20 protein-coding genes are annotated in these 20414 nt (G+C 58.0%); 15 read left to right on the forward strand and 5 right to left on the reverse strand.

The window, feature by feature from the left end:
• Positions 1–2: 2 nt before the first annotated feature.
• Positions 3–1673 (reverse strand): flavin-containing monooxygenase, encoded by a 1671-nt coding sequence (locus tag ACYVDM_RS15820; RefSeq protein ID WP_415792381.1) that lies wholly within the window; start codon positions 1671–1673, stop codon positions 3–5.
• A gap of 418 nt (positions 1674–2091) precedes the next feature.
• Here ACYVDM_RS15820 and ACYVDM_RS15825 point away from each other — a divergent pair, with 418 nt between their 5' ends.
• Positions 2092–3072, forward strand: a complete 981-nt coding sequence (locus tag ACYVDM_RS15825; RefSeq protein ID WP_415792380.1) for a Bug family tripartite tricarboxylate transporter substrate binding protein — start codon at positions 2092–2094, stop codon at positions 3070–3072.
• A gap of 228 nt (positions 3073–3300) precedes the next feature.
• Here ACYVDM_RS15825 and ACYVDM_RS15830 read toward each other — a convergent pair whose 3' ends face one another.
• The gene (locus ACYVDM_RS15830) at positions 3301–3852 is read right to left on the reverse strand and encodes a TIGR00645 family protein (protein ID WP_415792379.1); all 552 of its coding nucleotides are present in this window, start codon (positions 3850–3852) and stop codon (positions 3301–3303) included.
• Between the two features lie 147 nt (positions 3853–3999).
• On the opposite strand from ACYVDM_RS15830, the gene ACYVDM_RS15835 reads away from it, so the two are divergent.
• Positions 4000–4278, forward strand: a complete 279-nt coding sequence (locus ACYVDM_RS15835; RefSeq protein WP_415792378.1) for a hypothetical protein — start codon at positions 4000–4002, stop codon at positions 4276–4278.
• A 36-nt stretch (positions 4279–4314) separates the two neighbouring features.
• Here the strand turns inward: ACYVDM_RS15835 and ACYVDM_RS15840 are convergent, their stop codons facing one another.
• On the reverse strand, positions 4315–4620 hold the full coding sequence (locus ACYVDM_RS15840) for a DUF2513 domain-containing protein (protein WP_415792377.1): 306 nt from the start codon (positions 4618–4620) through the stop codon (positions 4315–4317).
• A 126-nt stretch (positions 4621–4746) separates the two neighbouring features.
• On the opposite strand from ACYVDM_RS15840, the gene ACYVDM_RS15845 reads away from it, so the two are divergent.
• The 7 genes from ACYVDM_RS15845 (at position 4747) to lon (ending at position 12405) form a co-directional block, all read left to right on the forward strand.
• A complete protein-coding gene (locus ACYVDM_RS15845) occupies positions 4747–5067 on the forward strand; it encodes a hypothetical protein (protein WP_415792376.1) in 321 nt (106 codons plus the stop codon).
• Positions 5068–5354: 287 nt separating this feature from the next.
• The gene (locus ACYVDM_RS15850) at positions 5355–5558 is read left to right on the forward strand and encodes a cold-shock protein (RefSeq protein ID WP_415792375.1); all 204 of its coding nucleotides are present in this window, start codon (positions 5355–5357) and stop codon (positions 5556–5558) included.
• Positions 5559–5835: 277 nt separating this feature from the next.
• Positions 5836–6042 (forward strand): cold-shock protein, encoded by a 207-nt coding sequence (locus ACYVDM_RS15855; RefSeq protein WP_415792374.1) that lies wholly within the window; start codon positions 5836–5838, stop codon positions 6040–6042.
• Between the two features lie 329 nt (positions 6043–6371).
• Positions 6372–7682 carry a trigger factor gene (gene tig, locus ACYVDM_RS15860; RefSeq protein WP_415792373.1) on the forward strand — a complete coding sequence of 437 codons (1311 nt, stop codon included), beginning with the start codon at positions 6372–6374 and terminating at the stop codon, positions 7680–7682.
• Positions 7683–7685: 3 nt separating this feature from the next.
• Positions 7686–8339, forward strand: coding sequence for an ATP-dependent Clp endopeptidase proteolytic subunit ClpP (gene clpP, locus ACYVDM_RS15865; RefSeq protein ID WP_415792372.1), 654 nt, complete (start codon positions 7686–7688; stop codon positions 8337–8339).
• 108 nt (positions 8340–8447) lie between these two features.
• Entirely contained in the window at positions 8448–9749 is a 1302-nt protein-coding gene (clpX, locus tag ACYVDM_RS15870) for an ATP-dependent Clp protease ATP-binding subunit ClpX (RefSeq protein ID WP_415792371.1), read from the forward strand.
• Positions 9750–9945: 196 nt separating this feature from the next.
• The gene (lon, locus tag ACYVDM_RS15875) at positions 9946–12405 is read left to right on the forward strand and encodes an endopeptidase La (protein WP_415792370.1); all 2460 of its coding nucleotides are present in this window, start codon (positions 9946–9948) and stop codon (positions 12403–12405) included.
• 150 nt (positions 12406–12555) lie between these two features.
• Here the strand turns inward: lon and lexA are convergent, their stop codons facing one another.
• Together lexA and ACYVDM_RS15885 are read right to left on the reverse strand one after the other, a co-directional pair.
• Positions 12556–13245 carry a transcriptional repressor LexA gene (gene lexA / locus ACYVDM_RS15880; protein ID WP_415792369.1) on the reverse strand — a complete coding sequence of 230 codons (690 nt, stop codon included), beginning with the start codon at positions 13243–13245 and terminating at the stop codon, positions 12556–12558.
• A gap of 278 nt (positions 13246–13523) precedes the next feature.
• Entirely contained in the window at positions 13524–14726 is a 1203-nt protein-coding gene (locus ACYVDM_RS15885) for an amino acid aminotransferase (protein WP_415792368.1), read from the reverse strand.
• A 76-nt stretch (positions 14727–14802) separates the two neighbouring features.
• On the opposite strand from ACYVDM_RS15885, the gene uvrB reads away from it, so the two are divergent.
• From uvrB to iscA, 6 genes are all read left to right on the forward strand, one after another.
• Positions 14803–16830 carry an excinuclease ABC subunit UvrB gene (gene uvrB, locus ACYVDM_RS15890; protein WP_415792367.1) on the forward strand — a complete coding sequence of 676 codons (2028 nt, stop codon included), beginning with the start codon at positions 14803–14805 and terminating at the stop codon, positions 16828–16830.
• Positions 16831–17072: 242 nt separating this feature from the next.
• Positions 17073–17564 carry a low molecular weight protein-tyrosine-phosphatase gene (locus ACYVDM_RS15895; RefSeq protein WP_415792366.1) on the forward strand — a complete coding sequence of 164 codons (492 nt, stop codon included), beginning with the start codon at positions 17073–17075 and terminating at the stop codon, positions 17562–17564.
• Positions 17565–17853: 289 nt separating this feature from the next.
• Positions 17854–18396, forward strand: a complete 543-nt coding sequence (gene iscR / locus ACYVDM_RS15900) for a Fe-S cluster assembly transcriptional regulator IscR (protein ID WP_415792365.1) — start codon at positions 17854–17856, stop codon at positions 18394–18396.
• A gap of 16 nt (positions 18397–18412) precedes the next feature.
• The gene (locus tag ACYVDM_RS15905) at positions 18413–19624 is read left to right on the forward strand and encodes an IscS subfamily cysteine desulfurase (protein ID WP_415792364.1); all 1212 of its coding nucleotides are present in this window, start codon (positions 18413–18415) and stop codon (positions 19622–19624) included.
• Between the two features lie 35 nt (positions 19625–19659).
• A complete protein-coding gene (gene iscU / locus ACYVDM_RS15910) occupies positions 19660–20085 on the forward strand; it encodes a Fe-S cluster assembly scaffold IscU (protein ID WP_415792363.1) in 426 nt (141 codons plus the stop codon).
• Positions 20086–20088: 3 nt separating this feature from the next.
• Entirely contained in the window at positions 20089–20412 is a 324-nt protein-coding gene (iscA, locus tag ACYVDM_RS15915) for an iron-sulfur cluster assembly protein IscA (RefSeq protein WP_415792362.1), read from the forward strand.
• The last annotated feature ends 2 nt before the right edge of the window (positions 20413–20414 follow it).

Below are 20414 nucleotides of genomic sequence, written 5' to 3' on the forward strand. Positions count from 1 at the left end.
CTTCAGGAGTGTCCGGTGACGAGGCACAGGGCCTTCTGCAACTCGAAGCCGCGGTAGCCATCCGCGGCCACCTCGTCGCAGATCTTGATATACGCAGGCAGACCCGCGACATAAGGCATGAAGACGCGCGGCTTGCCGGGAATATTGGCGCCCACATACCAGGAATTGGTCGCCTTGGGGAATAGCGTACCGTTGGCGACCTCGTTGACGTGCTCCACCCATCGGTCCTCGGCATCGGCGGTGGGCTCGATGGTGGCGAGGTTGTGTTCATCAAGATAGGTCAGGCAGTCCGAGATCCATTCCAGGTGCTGCTCGATGGCGGTAACCATGTTTGCCTTGACCGATGGGCTGCCGGGGCCGGTGACAATGAACAGATTCGGAAAGCCGTGCACCATCAGGCCCAGGTAGGTGGCCGGCCCAGCCGCCCACTTGTCGCGCAGGCGGATGCCGTCGCGTCCAGTAATCGACACTTCATTCAGCGCACCCGTCATGGCGTCGAAACCGGTGGCGAAGGCGATGGCGTCAACCTCGTACTCGGCATCTGTAGTGCGTACCCCGCGCTCGGTGATTTCTTGTATAGGTGTGCGGCGGGCGTCGACCAATGCCACGTTATCGCGGTTGAAGGTCTCGTAGTAGTCGGTATCGACACAAAGCCGTCGTGATCCAATGGGGTGGTCACACGGAGTGAGAATCTCACGCTTGGCCGGGTCTTTCACGATAGAGCGGATTTTCTCGCGCACGAACGAGGCGAGTGTCTCGTTTGCCGCCGCATTGCGCATAAGGTCGGTAAAGGCGCCCATCATGCGGGCGCTGCCACCTTTTTGCCACAGCGCTTCGTAGACCCGTAGCCTTTCATCGTCCGAAAGCTCGAGCGCCGACCGGGTGGGAATTGGCACGCGCGACATACCGGAATTTTGCAGACGCGCGGCCTTGCGCAGCGCGGGATAATGCGCCTTTTGTTCACGCTCTTCGTCTTCGGGCATGGGGTAATTGCGCGCTGGAACACTGAAATTCGCGGTGCGCTGGAAGACCGTGACCATGCTGGCCTGGGCGGCAATCTTGGGCAGCATCTGTACACCCGTCGCGCCGGTACCGATCAAGGCCACGCGCTTACCGCTGAAGTCCACGCCATCCTTCGGCCAGCGGGCCGAATGATGCCATTCCCCATTGAAGCGTTCGATGCCGGGGAAATCAGGAATGCGCGGCGCTGACAGATTACCGCTTGCCATGATGGCGAAGCGGGCTTCGACCCGGGGGCCGTGGTTTGTGTACGCGACCCATGTGGCGCGTTCAGCGTCGTACTGCATGGCAGTCACCCGTGTTTCGAAACGGATATGGGGCCGCAGCTCGAATCGGTCGGCGACGTGGTTCAGGTACGCCAGGATCTCAGGCTGCTCGGCGTAACGGTGCGACCAGCGCCATTCCTGCTGCAGTTCGTTCGAGAACGAATAGGAATAATCCAGGCTTTCGACATCGCAGCGTGCGCCGGGATAGCGATTCCAGAACCATGTGCCGCCCACGCCGTCGGCCGCCTCAATGCATCTGACACGCAGGCCCAGCGCCCGCATCCGGTACATGGCGTAAAGGCCGCCAAATCCTGCACCGACGACCAGAACGTCGACTTGTTCACGCGCGGCCTGCCCATCTGAGTTGCTTGGGGTGACTTCGGACATCTCTTCTCCTGTTGGTGGCACCTCGGCTCGGCTGCAACGTCGGATGCAGTACGAGCGAGGCGGCCGCCGTGCCTGAGCCCGGGACGGGTCTACGGCAATCATGGTAATTGACACATCCATTGTTTGCAATGGATATCTATTGTCGTCTATAGAAGACAAAAAGAACGGCCATAGATTGTGTCGCTACCCCGTGGCTAGCGACGACGCGTCTCTCCGAAGCAAGCTTTGATTCCGCTGTACCGGGCTGCATCTGGACAGACTGCTATTTGCTATTTTCAATAAATATAGTCTTCTATAGAAGACAATTATTTTCTTTGCATTTTATGTGTTCTTTTGTATAGTCGTTCCACGGGCTCGTTCTTACCGCAAGGCATAAGGCGGACGCACAGCCGGTAGCTACCCTGAGGAGGGAACCGAAATGAAATTGCTAGCCAGCTTGTCTGTGGGTATATGGTCGGTTTTGCTGACGTTCGCGCCAGGCGCACATGCCAGTCAGTTTCCCGCGCGCCCCGTTACCTTTATTGTGGGATACGCGCCGGGTGGCGGTACCGATATCGTGGCACGCAGCGTAGCGGATGTGCTGTCTCGCAAATGGGGTCAACAAGTCATTGTCAGAAACCGGCCGGGCGGAACCGGCGTGATCGGCATCCGTGACCTGAAGGCTGCTGCACCCGACGGCTATACGTTGGGCATCTGGACGGATTCAGACGTAGGCAACGCGGCTGTGCGCGATGACCTGGATTACGACCTGGTGAAGGATTTTGACCATATCAGCCAGCTTGCTGCAGGCGGCACGGTGCTGGTGGTGAACCCGTCGCTGCCTGTCAAAAGCTTCAGCGAGTTCGTGACATACGCGAAACAGAATCCCGGTAAAGTGAACTTTGCCGTCGTCGCCGGCGGTGGCATGCACTTGGACAGCCTGCGTATCGAGGCTGCGGCCGGTATCAAGAACGCCATCATTGGCTACGCGAGCACCGGCCCCGCTCTGACGGACGTGGTGGCGGGTCACAGTGATGCCCTGGTACTGCCACTGGGCGCAGCGCTGCCGTTTATCAAGAGTCACGGCGTTCGGATTCTGGCGGTGGGCTCGGCCAAGCGTTGGCCGGGGCTACCCGACGTGCCGACGCTGTCCGAAAGCATTCCCGGCCTAGAAAGCACCTTCTTTTACGGGGTGGTCGGTCCCAAAGGAATGCCCGAGCAACTGAAGACCGAAATCAACGCAGCCGTGCAAGAGGTGTTACAAGACCCGGCACTGGGCTCGAAATTCGAATCGATGGGATTCATACCCACCGGGAATTCACCCAGCGAATTTAAGGAAGTGATTGCGGCCAAGCTGAACGCCTCGCGCATCGCGGCCGAGCAAACCGGCCTGAAACAGAGCTTGCAGCAGAAAAAATAGAGGTACGCTACAACGGCGAGCAGGCTCAACAAGTCACGCGCCCCGTCTGGCCAGCGCAAGCGGCCAGACGCTTCGTGGCGAGTAGGTGCGAATAGCCTTTCCCGTCCAATCGCTACGTTATCTGCATATCCCCCTGACATTACGTGTTTGGGGGATTTTCTTTTCGACTCTTCCCCGGCCGCTTCCCCATAAGCGAGGAAAAGCATTTATCAGCAACGGTTGCAGCGCTCAGTGTGCCTTGACCGTGCCCGCTAGCAATTTGTCTACATAGGCGATGCCCATTGCCGACAAAATGAACGTGACGTGGATGATGGTCTGCCACATGACCCCGGTTTCCGTGACGCGCGCATTGGGGGCGCCGATGTCGCCTGCCTCGATAAACGTACGGAGCAGGTGAATCGATGAAATTCCGATGATCGCCATGGCCAATTTGACCTTGAGTACGCTGGCATTGACGTGGCTGAGCCATTCCGGGCTGTCGGGATGATTCTCCAGGTTCAGGCGCGAGACAAAGGTCTCGTATCCGCCCACGATCACCATGACGAGTAGATTGGAAATCATGACGACGTCGATGAGGCCCAACACGATCAGCATGATTTCCAGTTCGCCAAAGCTGGAAGCGTGCGAGATCAGGTGCCAGAGTTCCTTGAGAAACAGCACGACATAGACGCCCTGAGCGAGGATCAGGCCGAGATAGAGGGGGAGTTGTAGCCAGCGAGAGCTAAAAATGAGCGCGGACAGAGGACGCAATGGACGGGGAGGCTGAGCGGAGGGAATCATGTTTGTTCAGGAATACGTAAGAAAACAACGGGAGCGCGATTCTAGCAAGCGCGCGGCTGCAGCCTGTCGTCACATGCTATTCTGGCCGCCATCGAGTTCATTAGATACGCGAACCCATTGCAAGTTTACGAATCCATTTTTTGGGGTATGGCTATTGTGGTGTTCGCCGCCCTGGTGGGTGGCGCACTGCTGGGGCGCTGTGCCCGCGCAGTTCATAGCCTGATCGGGGTCGCGGTGCAGTCGGTGGTGGTGCTGGCTGTGGTGGCCTATTGTGCGACGCAGGTGGGGGCAGGCGACATGGTGGCCCTGTTGGGCATCGCCGCATTCATGTTTTCGATGGTGATCGGTACGGCCGCCACGCTCGTGGCCCGCCGCGTCTTGCGCGAGCGGCAGGCCCGTTCCGGGTCAAGCAAGCAAACGTCGTGACGAGGTGAACCGGTCGACGACGTTAATCGTCTTCAGTTAATCGTCTTCATCCTCGTCGTCTTCGTCCTCATCCGCGTCTTCCTCTTCTTGCTCCAGCGCGTCGTGCCCCTTCCAGGTCAGCCGCCAATACGCATCCGTATCGTTGCTGTCCAGAGAGGGGACCGATGTGATCAGGCCTGCATCGGCCAAAATATCCAGATGATGCGCGATTAACGACGCGGAGGATGTCTCCGGTGCGCTCGCCTGGACGGCGGCTTCGATTTCATCCTGAGATAGCGCGGCGGTATCCGCGTCGCGTAATTCGCCCAGAATGGTTACCACGAGATCAAAATCGCGTTGCATGGTCAGGTCCTCTATCGGGTTGGTTTCAAATAGAACCATACATCAGCCGTGTGATGGCAGTACGGTCTTCGTAGGGCTGTTATAGTCCCGTCCCGCGCACCAAAAGCACCAAAAGGAGCACGCATTATGGATATCACCAGTATCAAGGTCGCCGACGTTCCCGGCGGCGTCGCCCTGCAAACCACGCTGGATGGGGAGCGTATCGACGCTTATGTGGTCACGGGCATCGTTGATCTCGAAGCCATCGCCGATATCGTGCCCACAGAAAAAGTGGATGCCGGCGCGGAAATTCATGTCGCTGCCGTCGACGAGATAGACACCGCACAAGAGCACATCGACCAAGTGCTCGAAAACCTCAATCCTGGCGATGTTGCTGTGTTTCTGTGCGCCGACGAGGATGCCTATAACGCGGCGCTTGACCTGCTTGGGCTACCCATAGTGCCTTGATAGTCGTGCTCTGATCATAGGAATAAGGCGAGCGACAGTTTCTACTGAAAATAGTTCCCGATTTGCCGCGCAGACGTTGCGCTTTGTTGCAATATTGGTACGCATTCTTTAGGATTTTGTTGACTTGTTCGGGGAACCTGACGATAGTGACGGCACACGATCTCAAGCGTTGTGATTTTCGTTCAGTGCAGAGCCTTTTCGGCCGGCGTTATTGTTCTACTGTCCCCTTCTTGACTGATTCGTGACCCCCGGGCGTTTTTGCTCAAATTATCTTTAGGAAATACAGTATGGAAACCGGCGTTGTTAAGTGGTTCAACTCGGAAAAAGGCTACGGCTTTATCACCCCCGAAGCGGGTGGCAAAGATCTGTTCGCGCACTTCTCTGAAATCCAGGCTAACGGCTTCAAGTCGCTGGAAGAGAACCAACGCGTCAGTTTCGTGACGGCTAATGGTCCCAAGGGTCCTCAAGCGACGAAAATCGAAGTTCTGTAAATAAAACAGAGCTCGACGAAAAAGCCCCTTTCGGGGCTTTTTTTACGTCAGGATTGTTTCAAAATGATGCGTCGCTACTCTGAAAATGATGCATTTATCTTGATGTGTCGATTTGCAAAGTTTGACGTACTGCAAACAGGCCTCTACACTGGACGCGCGAGATTTTCAAGCGACGCGGTTGTTATTCCTGTCGCCGTCATGGTACCCAGTAGTTGCCTCTCCTTGATCATCTGGCGCTCCCGCGAATTATCGCTACTAGAAGGTGAAGGACACACTCATGGCAACAGGTATCGTTAAGTGGTTTAACTCGGAAAAGGGCTACGGTTTCATCACGCCCGATGACGGCAGCAAAGATCTTTTCGCGCATTACTCGGAAATCCGCAGCGATGGTTACAAATCCCTGCAGGAAAATCAGCGTGTGACGTTCGAAGTCGGCCAGGGCCCTAAGGGTCCTAGCGCCAAGAACATCACCGTCGCGGCCTGACCGACCTGACACGGGCTTAGGCCTGTCGCGCTCCCGATTGGCTTGTTGTCATCGGGAGCGTTTTGCTGTCTGCCCCAAGGGGACACAGCGCACGTATTTTTACCGCCGCGCGGCCTCAAGGCAAAAAGCGCCCTTGGCGAATCCGAGTGGCCTGCCCGCCGCGAGGTGGACAGCAAGCCGAAGGCGCAGCGTGGGGTTTTTTGGGGTGCCGGCATGCTGGCCCGGACGAGGATTTCCCGGCGCGCCAGCCTGTTTTTCCAGTGGCTTTTAACTTTCCGGTAAAATGCCCGGTTTCCCTGTTCGTTCACTCATTTCTCGGATAAATTTTGATGCAGCCTGTGGTTGAAACCCTCTCTGGCCTGGAACGCCGCGTAGACCTGTCGGTTTCTGTGGCCGACGTCGAAAAGGAAGTCCAGGCGCAATTGAAACGCGTCGCCCGTTCGGCCAAAGTTCCTGGATTCCGTCCTGGCAAGGCGCCGCTCGCGATGCTTGAGCGTAGCCATGGCCCCGGCATCCGCTACGACGTGATCAATGGCCAGGTCGGCCGCGCTTTCGAACAAGCTATCGACGGTGCCAAGCTCCGTGTGGCTGGTGCGCCCACGCTTGAACCCAAGACCGAAGGCGTTGCTGACGATACGCTGGCTTTCACGGCTACCTTCGAGGTTTATCCCGAAGTCTCCGCGCCCGACCTCGCGACGTTGGCAGTGACCCGTTACGGCACTGCCGTCTCTGACGCCGAAGTCCAGCAAACCCTTGATGTGCTGCGCAAGCAGCGTGCCAATTACGAAGCCCGCGAAGACCGTGCTGCCGAAGACGGCGACCGCGTCACGCTGGATTTTGTAGGCACGATCGATGGTGTGCCTTTCGATGGCGGCAAAGCCGAAGACTTTCCCTTTGTGTTGGGCCAGGGCCGCATGCTGCCCGAGTTCGAAGCCGCAGCCAAAGGCTTGAAGGCTGGCGAAACCAAAGTGTTCCCGCTCAGCTTTCCCGAAGACTACCAAGGCAAAGAAGTCGCTGGTAAAACGGCCGAGTTCACCATCACCGTCAAAGAAGTCGCCGAAGGCGTGTTGCCCGAAGTCGACACTGAGTTCGCCAAGGCGCTGGGTCAGGCCGAAGGCGACGTGGAAAAGCTCAAGGCCGACATCCGCACCAATATCGAGCGCGAAGTCAAAGCCCGTTCGCAAGGCCGCACCAAAGCCAGCGTCATGGACGCCCTGGTCGAAGCCGGTCAGTTTGACGTGCCCAAGGCCCTGGTCGACAGTGACGTCGAAAGTCGCGTCCAGGCTGCCCGCGAAGAGCTCAAACAGCGTGGCATTCCCAATGCGGACTCCGTGCCTATCCCGGCCGAAACCTTCTCTACCGAATCCGAGCGTCGCGTGCGTCTGGGCCTGCTGGTTTCCGAACTGGTCAAGCAAGCCCAATTGCAAGCCAAGCCCGAACAGGTGCGTGCCCGCATCGAAGAGTTTGCACAAAACTACGAGCAACCTGCTCAGGTGATCAGCTACTACCTGACTGACCGTCAGCGTCGCGCTGAAATCGAAGCCATCGTGCTCGAAGACAACGTCGTGCAGCACGTACTCGATCAAGCCAAAGTCACCGAAGAGCAAGTACCTTTCGATCAGTTGATGGGGATGGCGTAACGTATGCAGCGGTTTACCGATTTCTATGCAGCAATGAACGGCGGGGCTTCGGTCACGCCCACTGGCCTGGGTTATATCCCCATGGTCATCGAGCAGTCTGGGCGCGGTGAGCGTGCCTATGACATCTATTCGCGCTTGCTGCGCGAGCGCCTGATCTTCCTGGTGGGCCCAGTCAATGACAATACGGCCAACCTGATTGTGGCGCAGTTGCTGTTCCTGGAGTCGGAAAACCCCGATAAGGACATCTCGCTGTACATCAACTCGCCTGGCGGGTCTGTGTACGCCGGGATGGCCATTTTCGACACCATGCAGTTCGTCAAACCTGATGTCTCTACCTTGTGCACGGGTCTGGCTGCCAGCATGGGCGCTTTCCTGTTGTCTGCAGGCAAGAAAGGCAAGCGCTTCAGCTTGCCCAACTCGCGTATCATGATTCATCAGCCGTCGGGCGGTGCTCAAGGTCAGGCTTCGGATATTCAGATCCAGGCCCGCGAAATCCTTGATCTGCGCGAGCGCCTGAACCGCATTTTGGCCGAAAATACCGGTCAACCCGTCGAACGCATCGAGATCGATACCGAACGTGACAACTTCATGTCGGCCGAAGATGCGGTATCGTATGGTTTGGTGGACAAGGTTCTCGCATCCCGCTCCGAGGGCTAGGCTCACGAAGCACCCGGGGCCTGATGCGGTGCCGTCACGTCCAAGTAAGCGTTGAATGCGCCAGGCCCCTCGTGGCAGGCGCATTCTCACCAGAGATACGAAACACATATGCCTGACAAAAAGGGATCGGCCGACGCCAAAGTGCTGCATTGTTCATTCTGCAACAAGAGCCAGCACGAAGTCCGCAAGCTTATCGCGGGGCCATCGGTGTTCATTTGCGACGAGTGCATCGACCTCTGCAATGACATCATCCGCGAAGAAGCGCAGGCGACCGCGCGCGCGGCTATCAAGTCCGAGCTACCCACGCCGGCAGAAATCAAGACATTCCTGGACCAATACGTCATTGGCCAGACCTCGCCCAAACGCATGTTGGCGGTGGCTGTCTACAACCATTACAAGCGCATTCGCCATGGCGAAATCAAAGGTGACGAGGTAGAGCTCTCCAAGAGCAACATCATGCTTATCGGGCCTACGGGTTCGGGCAAGACGCTGTTGGCCCAGACTCTGGCGCGCATGCTCAATGTGCCGTTTGTGATGGCCGACGCCACCACCCTGACCGAAGCCGGTTATGTGGGCGAAGACGTCGAAAATATCATCCAGAAACTGCTGCAGAACTGCAACTACGAGGTCGACAAGGCTCAGCGCGCCATCATCTATATCGACGAAATCGACAAGATCTCGCGCAAGTCCGACAACCCCTCCATCACCCGTGATGTTTCGGGCGAGGGCGTGCAGCAGGCGCTGCTCAAGCTCATCGAAGGCACGGTCGCATCCGTGCCGCCGCAGGGTGGCCGCAAGCATCCCAACCAGGATTTCGTCCAGGTCGACACCACCAACATCCTGTTTATCGTGGGTGGGGCATTTGACGGTCTGGAAAAGGTCATTCGCGACCGTACCGAGAAATCCGGCATCGGCTTTTCGGCATCGGTGCGGGCCAAGTCCGAGCGCGGCGTGGGCGAATTGTTCAGCGAAGTCGAGCCCGAAGACCTGATCAAATTCGGTCTTATCCCCGAGCTGGTCGGCCGTCTGCCTGTGGTCGCCACGCTGGACGAGCTAGACGAAGCTGCGTTGGTTCAAATCCTGACCGAGCCCAAGAATTCCTTGATCAAACAGTTCCAAAAGCTGTTTGCCATGGAAGGGGCCGAGCTCGACGTGCGTTCGGGCGCGCTCAAAGCCATCGCTCGCAAGGCACTCAAGCGCAAGACGGGTGCCCGGGGCCTGCGCTCTATCATTGAAGGTGCACTGCTGGACACGATGTACGACTTGCCCTCGCAGGGTAATGTCAGCCGCGTCGTGCTGGACGAGAATGGCATCGACGGCGATGGCAAGCCTTTGCTGATCTATGCTGACGACGCTTCCTCCTCCGAAAAGCCTGCCCAACAACCCCGAGTACGAGGCGCCGCTGCTTGACGATTTCGTTAAATAACGCAAAAAAACTGCAAAAAGACCCGTTTCGTAACGGGTTTTTTTGCATTTTGGGGATTGCACGGACGACGGCCACTTGAATTTTCGGCTATTGTTCCCATATCAAACGTAACGAATGTGGATTGTCGGGCTTGCCTGATGTCCCGTCTTTACTACGCCGAGTCAAATGAAGGAATCCTCTATGTCTGCCAGTCAGACCCTGCCGTCCGAACCCATCGATCTGCCGCTGCTGCCGTTGCGTGACGTGGTGGTGTTCCCGCATATGGTTATTCCGCTATTTGTGGGCCGCCCTCGCTCAATCAAGGCACTCGAAGTCGCCATGGAGTCGGGCAAAAGCATCATGTTGGTGGCACAAAAATCCGCCGGCAAAGACGACCCTACGCCCGAAGACGTCTACGAAATCGGCTGCGTGGCCAGTATTTTGCAAATGTTGAAGCTGCCTGACGGCACCGTGAAGGTGTTGGTCGAGGGCACGCAACGCGCGCGCATAGACTCCATCGATGACGCTGAAACACACTTCGTGTGCCAGGTCACCCCGGTCGAACTCGATGCCGCCCAAAGCTCTGAAACCGAAGCCCTGCGCCGCGCGATCGTGGCCCAGTTCGAGCAGTACGTCAAACTCAACAAGAAAATCCCGCCCGAGATTCTGACCTCGCTGGGCGGTATTGATGATGCTGGCCGATTGGCCGATACCATCGCTGCGCATTTGCCGCTCAAGCTCGAGCAAAAGCAGACGATGCTGGAGGTGTTGGGTACCTCTCAGCGCCTCGAAGGCCTGCTGACGCAACTGGAAACCGAGATCGACATTCTCCAGGTCGAAAAGCGTATCCGTGGCCGCGTCAAAAAGCAGATGGAGAAAAGCCAGCGCGACTATTATCTGAACGAACAGGTAAAGGCCATCCAGAAAGAGCTGGGCGAGGGCGAAGAAGGCGCGGATATCGAAGAGCTCGAAAAGAAAATCATCGCTGCGCACATGCCCAAGGATGCGCGCAAGAAGGCCGATGCCGAGCTCAAAAAGCTCAAGCTCATGTCGCCGATGTCCGCCGAAGCCACGGTGGTGCGCAACTACATCGATACGCTCATCAACCTCCCCTGGAAGAGAAAGAGCAAGATCAACAACTCCATCGGTAATGCCGAGTCTGTGCTGGACAACGATCATTACGGGCTGGAAAAAGTCAAAGAACGCATCGTCGAGTATCTCGCGGTGCAGCAGCGTGTCGACAAGGTCAAGGCGCCGATTCTTTGCCTGGTTGGCCCTCCGGGTGTCGGCAAGACCTCGCTCGGCCAGTCCATCGCGCGTGCCACGAACCGCAAGTTCGTGCGTATGGCGCTGGGCGGCGTGCGCGACGAAGCCGAAATCCGTGGCCATCGCCGCACCTACATTGGTTCCATGCCAGGCAAGATCGTGCAAAACATGAGCAAGGTGGGCGTGCGCAACCCCTTGTTCCTGCTTGATGAAATCGACAAGCTGGGCATGGACTTCCGTGGTGATCCGGCATCGGCGTTGCTCGAGGTTCTTGATCCCGAACAAAACCACACGTTCCAGGATCACTACATCGAAGTCGACTTTGATTTGTCGGACGTCATGTTTGTGGCCACCAGCAACACGCTAAACATTCCGCCGGCGTTGCTGGATCGTATGGAAGTCATTCGCCTGTCGGGTTACACCGAAGACGAAAAAATCCATATCGCTCGCGACCATCTGCTGCCCAAGCTGATGAAAAACAATGGCGTCAAAGAAACCGAGCTCGTGGTCGATGATTCGGCCCTGCGCGATATCGTGCGTTACTACACCCGCGAGGCCGGCGTGCGTGCGCTGGAACGCGAAGCCGGCAAGATCTGCCGCAAGGTCGTGAAAGAAATGTTGGCGCAGGCCGATAAGGCCAAGGCGGATGGCAAAGCCGTTGTACCGCAAACTGAGCCCGTCAAGGTCGATGCCGAGAACCTCAGCAAATACCTGGGTGTGCGGCGCTACAGCTTCGGCATGGCCGAAAAGGACAACCAGGTCGGTCAAGTGACGGGCTTGGCCTGGACCGAAGTCGGGGGTGATCTGCTCACGATCGAAGTCGCCGACATGCCCGGCAAGGGCGTTATCCAGCGTACCGGTTCGCTGGGCGATGTGATGAAAGAGTCAGTCGAAGCGGCTCGCACCGTGGTGCGTTCCCGTGCACGCCGTCTGGGTTTCACGGACAGCGTGTTCGAAAAGCACGACATGCACGTTCACGTCCCCGAAGGCGCCACACCCAAGGACGGTCCGTCTGCAGGTATCGCCATCACGACCGCCATGGTCTCGGCTTTGTCGCGCATTCCCGTACGTGCCGATGTCGCAATGACAGGGGAAATCACCCTGCGCGGCGAGGTACTGCCGATTGGTGGCCTCAAGGAAAAACTGCTGGCGGCGCATCGTGGCGGCATCAAGATGGTGCTGATCCCCGAGGAAAACGTCAAAGATCTGGCAGAAATCCCGGATAGCGTCAAAAACCACCTCGAGATCGTGCCGGTACGGTGGATTGACAGAGTTCTTGAGCTCGCTCTGGAACGCTATCCCGAGCCGCTGGCCGACGACGAGACCCCCAAAGAACCTCTGGTCGCCAAGCCAGCCGAGTCGGCTGTGCCGGGTGATCCGATGTTCAAGCACTAAGTCAGCATGACCATGCTGTGCCCTTCGGGGCGCGGCAACAAAAATAGCGCCTCGATGGTTTCATCGGGGCGCCATTTTTTTAGGCCAGTAAGGCTCCATTAGGGGAAGGGTGAGCTGACTGCGTCAGCTCAGACCCTTGGTCTTTTTTCCTTAATGCAGCGCCTGCGTGCGAATCAGGCCCACCGCAATACCTTCCAGCGCGAACTCTTGGGTACCATCGACCAGGATGGGAGAGAAATCCGGATTTTCGGGCAGCAGCTCGATATGGCCCTTGCGATGCTGCAGCCGTTTGACGGTGACGTCGTCACCCAGGCGGGCCACAACGATCTGGCCATTGCGGGCTTCGCTGGCGCGTTTGACGGCAAGTAGATCGCCCTCGAGGATGCCGGCATCACGCATGCTCATGCCGCGGACTTTGAGCAAATAATCGGGCGTTTGGGCGAACAGGCCGGGATCGACGCCGACCTCGCGTTCAACGTGCTCCGCTGCCAGAATAGGGCTGCCAGCGGCGACACGGCCTACCAGGGGAAGCAAAAGCCGGCCCATGGCATCCGCAAAACTCGCTATCGAGGACGAACTGGCGTTGTCCCGGGAAGCCAGGGAGGTCGTCGCGGCCGTATCGGCGCTTTCGACCAGACGAATGCCGCGGGATGCGCCAGCTGTCAATTCGATCGCCCCTTTGCGGGCCAGGGCTTTGAGGTGATCCTCGGCGGCATTGGGGGAACGAAAGCCCAATGCCCGGGCAATTTCTGCGCGGGTAGGGGGAAAACCGGTACGTGCCACCGTTTGCCGGATGAGGTTCAAAATTTCCTGTTGGCGTTCGGTGAGTTTGCTAGCCATGGCAATAATCCGCTTTTGACTGTATGAATATACAGCATCAATTCTGGACGACCCTGCAAAAAAAAGCAAGTCGGGTTATGACAAACCTGTCCAGCGTAAATACGGCAGTGGCTTTGACAAAACAAAGCCTGGCGGGATGGAGCGTGGGCAACACCAGGCAGCACAACACCAGACAGAACAACGCAGGGTCCGAACGAAAAAAGGGGCCCGTCCTGGCGTCGGGGCCCCTGATTTCGCGCGAACCGTGCGCGTTTTATTGCCTTGTCTTCAGGTCTTGCTTACTTGATGACGGCGGCGATCGCTTTGGCCACGATCTCGATGTTGTGGCTGTTGAGAGCCGCCACGCAGATACGGCCGCTGGATACGGCGTAGATGCCGTGTTCCTCGCGCAGCACATCGACCTGGGCCGAGGTCAGACCCGAGTACGAGAACATGCCACGCTGTTGCAGCACAAAGCTAAAGTCCTGCGTAGCGCCCGCGGCCTTGATCTTTTCGACCAGTTGTTGGCGCATCAGGCGAATGCGGTCACGCATTCCGGCCAGCTCTTGTTCCCACAGGGTGTAGAGTTCGGGCGTGTTGAGCACTGAAGACACCACCGTGCCACCGTGCGTGGGCGGGTTGGAGTAGTTAGTGCGGATCACGCGCTTGAGTTGGCTCAGGACGCGCTTGGATTCGTCTTGGCTGCCTGCCACGACAGTCAAGGCGCCGACGCGTTCGCCATAGAGCGAGAACGACTTGGAGAACGACGAACTGATCAGCATGGTCAGGCCCAGATCGGCAAACAGACGCACCACGGAGGCGTCTTCTTGCAAGCCGGCGCCAAAGCCTTGGTAAGCGATGTCCAGGAAAGGCACCAGGTTGCGGGTCTTGACCACCTGGGCGATTTGTTCCCATTGCTCGGCAGTAGGATCCACGCCGGTGGGGTTGTGGCAGCACGCGTGCAGCACCACGATGGTTTGTTCAGGCGCGGCCTGCAACGAGGCCAGCATGCCCTGGAAGTCCAGGCCGTGTGTGGCGGCGTCGTAATAGGCGTAGGTGTCGACCGGGAAACCGGCACGCTCGAACAACGCACGATGGTTTTCCCAGCTAGGGTTGCTGATCAGCACCTTGGATTGGGGCAGTAGCTGGTGCAGAAAATCGGCGCCGATTTTCAGCGCGCCGGTACCGCCCAGGGCCTGGGCGGTCAGCACGCGGCCTTGCGCGGCCAGCGTTGAGTCAGCACCCAGCAGCAGCGCTTGGGCGCCCTTGTTGTAGCCGGCGATGCCCTCGATGGGCAGGTAGCCGCGAGCGGCGGCGGCTTCGATGCGCGCCATTTCGGCCTGGCGTACTGCGGCCAGCAGGGGGATGCGACCGTCGTCATCGTAATACACGCCCACGCCCAGATTGACTTTACCGGGACGGGTATCGGCGTTGTATTGTTCGTTCAGCCCCAGGATGGGGTCGCGCGGCGCAAGTTCGACGGAATCGAAAAGAGAGCTCATGAGGATTCGCTAACGGTAGATAGACTCAGAAGGCACTGCTGTGGATAATGGGGGGTTTACCCTGAAACAGTCTAGCATGACAGCCCCTGGATTCGTCGATTTCCCCGACAGCCCCTTTCACTTGTACCAGCCGTACCCGCCCGCAGGCGACCAACCTGCCGCGATCGCGGGCCTGCGCGAGGGCATTCGGGATGGCCTGATGTGCCAGACATTGCTGGGGGTCACTGGGTCTGGCAAGACCTACACCATGGCTAATATCATTGCCGAACTAGGTCGACCCGCCCTGGTGTTGGCGCCCAACAAGACGCTGGCCGCACAGTTATATGCCGAGATGCGTGAGTTCTTTCCCAAGAACGCGGTCGAGTACTTTGTGTCGTACTACGATTACTACCAGCCCGAAGCCTACGTCCCGACCCGCGACCTGTTTATCGAAAAAGACTCGTCGATCAACGAACATATCGAGCAGATGCGATTGTCGGCGACCAAGAGCCTGCTGGAGCGCCGCGACACTATTATCGTGGGCACCGTGTCGTGCATCTACGGTATTGGCAATCCTGGCGACTACCATGCCATGGTGCTGGTTCTGCGTGCCGGCGATCGCATTTCGCGGCGCGAAATACTGGCGCGACTGGTGGCCATGCAATACACGCGCAACGACGCGGACTTCACGCGTGGCACGTTTCGGGTGCGCGGCGAGACGGTCGATATCTTCCCGGCGGAAAGCCCGGAGCTTGCCCTGCGCCTGTCCCTGTTCGACGACGAAGTCGAAACACTGGAACTGTTTGATCCCCTGACGGGCCGCGTACGCCAAAAGGTGCCGCGTTTCACGGTGTATCCGGGGTCTCACTATGTGACGCCGCGCGACACCGTGCTTCGCGCTATCGAGACCATCAAAGAAGAACTGCGCGAGCGTCTGAAGTTCTTGACCACGGAAGGCAGGCTGGTTGAAACGCAGCGGCTTGAGCAACGAACGCGCTTCGATCTGGAGATGTTGCAAGAGCTCGGATTTTGCAAGGGTATCGAAAACTATTCCCGCCATTTGTCAGGCGCGGCGGCCGGCGAACCGCCGCCAACCCTGATCGATTACCTGCCGCCCGACGCACTCATGTTTATTGACGAAAGCCACGTCACCATCGGGCAGTTGGGTGGCATGTACCGCGGCGACCGGGCTCGTAAAGAAACGCTGGTTCAGTACGGTTTTCGTTTGCCTTCGGCGCTGGATAACCGGCCACTCAAGCTAGAGGAATTCGAGGAGCGCATGCGTCAATGTGTGTTCGTCTCGGCCACGCCGGCCGCCTACGAACAAGAGCACGCGGATAACGTCGTCGAGCAGGTGGTGAGGCCGACTGGCCTGGTGGACCCGGAGGTCGAGGTGCGGCCCGCGATCACACAGGTTGACGATCTGCTGGGGGAAATCAAGCTTCGCGTGGCCGTCCAGGAGCGGGTGCTGGTCACCACGTTGACCAAACGTATGTCCGAGGACCTGACCGATTATTTGTCCGAGCACGGCGTACGGGTGCGATATTTGCACTCCGATATCGATACGGTCGAGCGGGTGGAGATCATCCGCGATCTGCGCCTGGGCGTTTTTGATGTGCTGGTGGGCATTAACTTGCTGCGAGAAGGCCTGGATATCCCAGAGGTCTCGCTGGTGGCTATCCTGGATGCGGACAAAGAGGGTTTTCTGCGATCCGAGCGCAGCCTGATACAGACCATTGGGCGGGCGGCGCGCAACTTGAACGGACATGCGATCTTGTATGCGGATCGCATCACGGCGTCGATGCGGCGTGCCATGGACGAAACTGAACGGCGGCGTACCAAGCAGCTGCAATTCAATATTGATAATGGCATTACGGCGCGCGGCGTCAACAAGGCGGTGCGCGAACTGATCGACGGTATTGTGGCGCCGGTGCGGCACGATACACTCGAAGCAGCGATCGATCCGCATCTCTTGGGTGATGAAAAAGCGGTCGCCCGCGAGATACGCCGCCTTGAAAAGCTCATGACCGATCACGCCCGCAATCTGGAGTTCGAGCAGGCTGCCGCGGCGCGAGACGCGCTCAACGCGCTCAAGCAACAAGTGCTGTTGGGTGGCAATGTCTGAGCCGGTGTGTTTTGTTGCAAGTAAGAAAACACAGGTAGGCAATGATGGCACTGTTGCAGTGCGGGGACAGCCAAATGGATTTGTCGTCTGGAACGCCGCAAAAAATCAATGTAATACTTTAAATTAATCTCTTATATTATTGATTATTAATAATAAATACCTATTTTTTACAGCTTGCCTGTCCGTTACGCAATTGCAAAAAAAACTTGCTATATTCCGGGTTTTCCCTCAGACTTACACCCATGATGACCAAGGTACTTTTCGTTTGCATGGGTAACATCTGCCGCTCCCCCAGCGCAGAGGGCGTGTTTCGCCATTTGGTGAGCGACGCCGGTTTGGGCGACGTCGTGGGTGTAGATTCCGCGGGTACGCATGCCTATCACATTGGCGAGGCGCCAGACGCCCGTGCCCAGGCCGCTGCTCGCAAGCGTGGCTATGAGATCAATCACTGCGAGGCCCGCCAGGTGACGGCGGACGACTTCCGGGATTTTGATCTCATCCTGGCCATGGACTGGGACAATCTCTCCGCGCTGCAACAGCAATGCCCCAAAATTTATCAGCACAAGCTGATGTTGTTGATGCGTTTCGCTAACGAGTTCGAGGAAGCCACTGTACCTGATCCGTACTATGGTGGCCTTGATGGCTTCGGCAAGGTACTTGATTACCTCGAAGACGCCTGTCAAGGCGTGCTGGAGTTGGTCCGCAAGCGGGCCACCCAATACCAGGCAGCCTGATAGATTGGCTTATCGCTGGCCGAGGCCAGTGCAGAAAACCGCGCTATAGCGCGGTTTTTTATGGCATCCACTTTGGAGCCAAACTGCCGCGAGAGCGCAGGGTCGGCGTGGGATGGGGCGTGAGTCGGGCCATTCGTTAGTCGGGTCGGCCGGGGTTTCTGGGTAGATGGGTATATCGATATTCCAGGATGACTTAGCAAATTAGTCGGGAATTTGCTATACTTGACCCAATTACTCAGGTATTGGTTGCCCGATGATGGGCGCCAGCACGTTTGCACAGGAATCCACCATGCGGCTCACTACAAAAGGACGTTTCGCGGTTACCGCGATGATCGACCTGGCCATGCGGCAGCACAGCGGTCCGGTAACGCTCGCGGCAATCAGTCAACGCCAGAATATTTCGCTTTCTTATCTTGAACAGCTCTTCGGCAAACTGCGCCGGCATGAGCTGGTCGATAGTGTGCGTGGCCCCGGCGGCGGTTATTCGCTGGCCCGGTTGGCGCGCAACATCACCGTTGCCGATATCATTTTCGCGGTAGACGAGCCCCTGGACGCCACCAATTGCGGTGGCAAGCACGATTGCACCAGCGGCCGCGACGGCAAGTCCGGCGGCCAGTGCATGACGCACGAACTCTGGACCACGCTAAACCGCAAAATGGTCGACTACCTGGATTCCGTGTCCCTGCAAGACTTGGTCGATCAGCAACGACTGCGCCAGTTGCAGGAGGCCACCAAGGCGGCGCAGGGCTGTACCGCCGTACGGATGGATCGTGGAACAGTTGGCGAAGCCTCCGTTCCCGTACCCGCCGTTGCCGTCGACGCTACCGTATAAGCAGGAGCAGCATTTCATGACCACTCGTCCCATCTATCTCGATTATTCTGCCACCACCCCCGTTGACCCTCGTGTGGTCGACAAAATGGTGCCGTGGCTGTACGACAATTTCGGTAACCCGGCTTCGCGTAGCCATGCATTCGGCTGGGATGCCGAAGAGGCCGTGGAAAACGCCCGCAACGAGGTCGCCAAGCTGGTGAATGCGGATCCTCGCGAGATCATCTGGACCTCCGGCGCGACCGAGTCCGACAACTTGGCCATCAAGGGCGCGGCGAATTTCTACGCCGAGCGCGGCAAGCACGTCATTACACTCAAGACTGAACACAAAGCCGTACTGGATACCGGTCGCGAGCTAGAGCGTCAGGGCTTCGAGGTGACCTACCTGGATGTCCGCGACGACGGCTTGCTGGACCTCGACGTATTCAAGGCCGCGTTGCGTCCCGACACCATTCTGGTCTCGGTGATGATGGTCAACAACGAAATCGGCGTGATCCAGGACATTGAGGCTCTGGGCGAGATCTGCCGTGAAAAAGGCATCATTTTTCACGTGGATGCGGCGCAAGCCACCGGCAAGGTCGAGATCGATCTGCAAAAGCTCAAAGTCGATTTGATGTCGTTCTCTGCGCACAAGACCTATGGTCCCAAGGGCATCGGTGCGCTGTATGTGCGCCGCAAGCCGCGTGTGCGCATCGAGGCGCAGATGCATGGCGGTGGTCACGAGCGGGGTTTCCGTTCGGGTACGCTGGCTACGCACCAGATCGTCGGCATGGGCGAGGCTTTCCGCTTGGCGCGCGAAGAAATGGGCACCGAAAACGAGCGGATCCGCATGCTGCGTGATCGCCTGTGGGCGGGCCTCTCGCAAATCGAAGAGACCTACCTGAATGGCGATATCGATCAGCGCGTGCCGCACAATCTGAACGTCAGTTTCAACTACGTCGAAGGCGAGTCGCTGATCATGGCGATCAAAGAGCTCGCCGTTTCCAGTGGCTCGGCCTGTACCTCTGCCAGCCTGGAGCCGTCGTATGTGTTGCGCGCCCTGGGCCGTAATGACGAGTTGGCGCACAGCTCGATTCGTTTTACGTTGGGACGCTTTACCACCGAACAAGAAGTCGATTTCACGATTGATCTCATCAAGAGCCGCGTAGGCAAATTGCGCGACATGTCGCCTCTGTGGGAAATGGCCCAAGAAGGCATCGACCTGAATAGCGTGCAGTGGGCTGCTCACTAACCAAGCCGCCACGCGTCTGACACTGGAGAAACATCATGGCATACAGCAACAAAGTTCTGGATCACTACGAAAATCCTCGCAACGTGGGCTCGTTCGAAAAAGGTGACGAGTCGATCGGCACCGGCATGGTCGGCGCGCCGGCCTGTGGCGACGTGATGAAATTGCAGATCAAGGTCAGCGAATCGGGCGTGATCGAAGACGCGCGCTTCAAGACCTATGGCTGTGGTTCGGCCATCGCATCCAGCTCGCTCGTGACCGAATGGGTCAAGGGCAAGACGTTGGACGAAGCCCTCAATATCCGTAATACCCACATCGCTGAAGAGCTGGCGTTACCGCCGGTGAAGATCCACTGTTCGATCTTGGCCGAAGACGCGATCAAGGCCGCGGTCAAGGACTACAAAGACAAACACGTTGCTGCTGCGCCGGTTGACGCGGACGCGGCGGTTGCGACGGCGAGCTGATATATGTCGGTGACGTTGACCCAACAGGCGGCCTCGCATATCGGGCGCTACCTGCAAAAGCGTGGCAAAGGTGTCGGTTTGCGTCTGGGTGTGCGCACGACGGGATGTTCGGGCATGGCTTACAAGCTCGAATACGTCGACGAGCCCGTACCCGAGGACCAGGTCTTCGAGAGCTTTGGCGTCAAGGTGTTCGTCGACCCCAAGAGTTTGTCGTATCTGGACGGCACCGAGCTCGACTACGCGCGCGAAGGCCTCAACGAGGGCTTCAAGTTCAGCAACCCCAACGAAAAGGCGACCTGCGGCTGCGGCGAGTCGTTCACGGTGTAGCC

It is taken from the genome of Bordetella tumulicola (assembly GCF_054779135.1).

Excerpts from the sequence above, each read along its gene's own strand:
- ACYVDM_RS15820 (WP_415792381.1), bottom strand. The coding sequence starts at position 1,673 with ATGTCCGAAGTCACCCCAAGCAACTCAGATGGGCAGGCCGCGCGTGAA.
- ACYVDM_RS15825 (WP_415792380.1), top strand. The coding sequence starts at position 2,092 with ATGAAATTGCTAGCCAGCTTGTCTGTGGGTATATGGTCGGTTTTGCTG.
- ACYVDM_RS15830 (WP_415792379.1), bottom strand. The coding sequence starts at position 3,852 with ATGATTCCCTCCGCTCAGCCTCCCCGTCCATTGCGTCCTCTGTCCGCG.
- ACYVDM_RS15835 (WP_415792378.1), top strand. The coding sequence starts at position 4,000 with ATGGCTATTGTGGTGTTCGCCGCCCTGGTGGGTGGCGCACTGCTGGGG.
- ACYVDM_RS15840 (WP_415792377.1), bottom strand. The coding sequence starts at position 4,620 with ATGCAACGCGATTTTGATCTCGTGGTAACCATTCTGGGCGAATTACGC.
- ACYVDM_RS15845 (WP_415792376.1), top strand. The coding sequence starts at position 4,747 with ATGGATATCACCAGTATCAAGGTCGCCGACGTTCCCGGCGGCGTCGCC.
- ACYVDM_RS15850 (WP_415792375.1), top strand. The coding sequence starts at position 5,355 with ATGGAAACCGGCGTTGTTAAGTGGTTCAACTCGGAAAAAGGCTACGGC.
- ACYVDM_RS15855 (WP_415792374.1), top strand. The coding sequence starts at position 5,836 with ATGGCAACAGGTATCGTTAAGTGGTTTAACTCGGAAAAGGGCTACGGT.
- tig (WP_415792373.1), top strand. The coding sequence starts at position 6,372 with ATGCAGCCTGTGGTTGAAACCCTCTCTGGCCTGGAACGCCGCGTAGAC.
- clpP (WP_415792372.1), top strand. The coding sequence starts at position 7,686 with ATGCAGCGGTTTACCGATTTCTATGCAGCAATGAACGGCGGGGCTTCG.
- clpX (WP_415792371.1), top strand. The coding sequence starts at position 8,448 with ATGCCTGACAAAAAGGGATCGGCCGACGCCAAAGTGCTGCATTGTTCA.
- lon (WP_415792370.1), top strand. The coding sequence starts at position 9,946 with ATGTCTGCCAGTCAGACCCTGCCGTCCGAACCCATCGATCTGCCGCTG.
- lexA (WP_415792369.1), bottom strand. The coding sequence starts at position 13,245 with ATGGCTAGCAAACTCACCGAACGCCAACAGGAAATTTTGAACCTCATC.
- ACYVDM_RS15885 (WP_415792368.1), bottom strand. The coding sequence starts at position 14,726 with ATGAGCTCTCTTTTCGATTCCGTCGAACTTGCGCCGCGCGACCCCATC.
- uvrB (WP_415792367.1), top strand. The coding sequence starts at position 14,803 with ATGACAGCCCCTGGATTCGTCGATTTCCCCGACAGCCCCTTTCACTTG.
- ACYVDM_RS15895 (WP_415792366.1), top strand. The coding sequence starts at position 17,073 with ATGATGACCAAGGTACTTTTCGTTTGCATGGGTAACATCTGCCGCTCC.
- iscR (WP_415792365.1), top strand. The coding sequence starts at position 17,854 with ATGCGGCTCACTACAAAAGGACGTTTCGCGGTTACCGCGATGATCGAC.
- ACYVDM_RS15905 (WP_415792364.1), top strand. The coding sequence starts at position 18,413 with ATGACCACTCGTCCCATCTATCTCGATTATTCTGCCACCACCCCCGTT.
- iscU (WP_415792363.1), top strand. The coding sequence starts at position 19,660 with ATGGCATACAGCAACAAAGTTCTGGATCACTACGAAAATCCTCGCAAC.
- iscA (WP_415792362.1), top strand. The coding sequence starts at position 20,089 with ATGTCGGTGACGTTGACCCAACAGGCGGCCTCGCATATCGGGCGCTAC.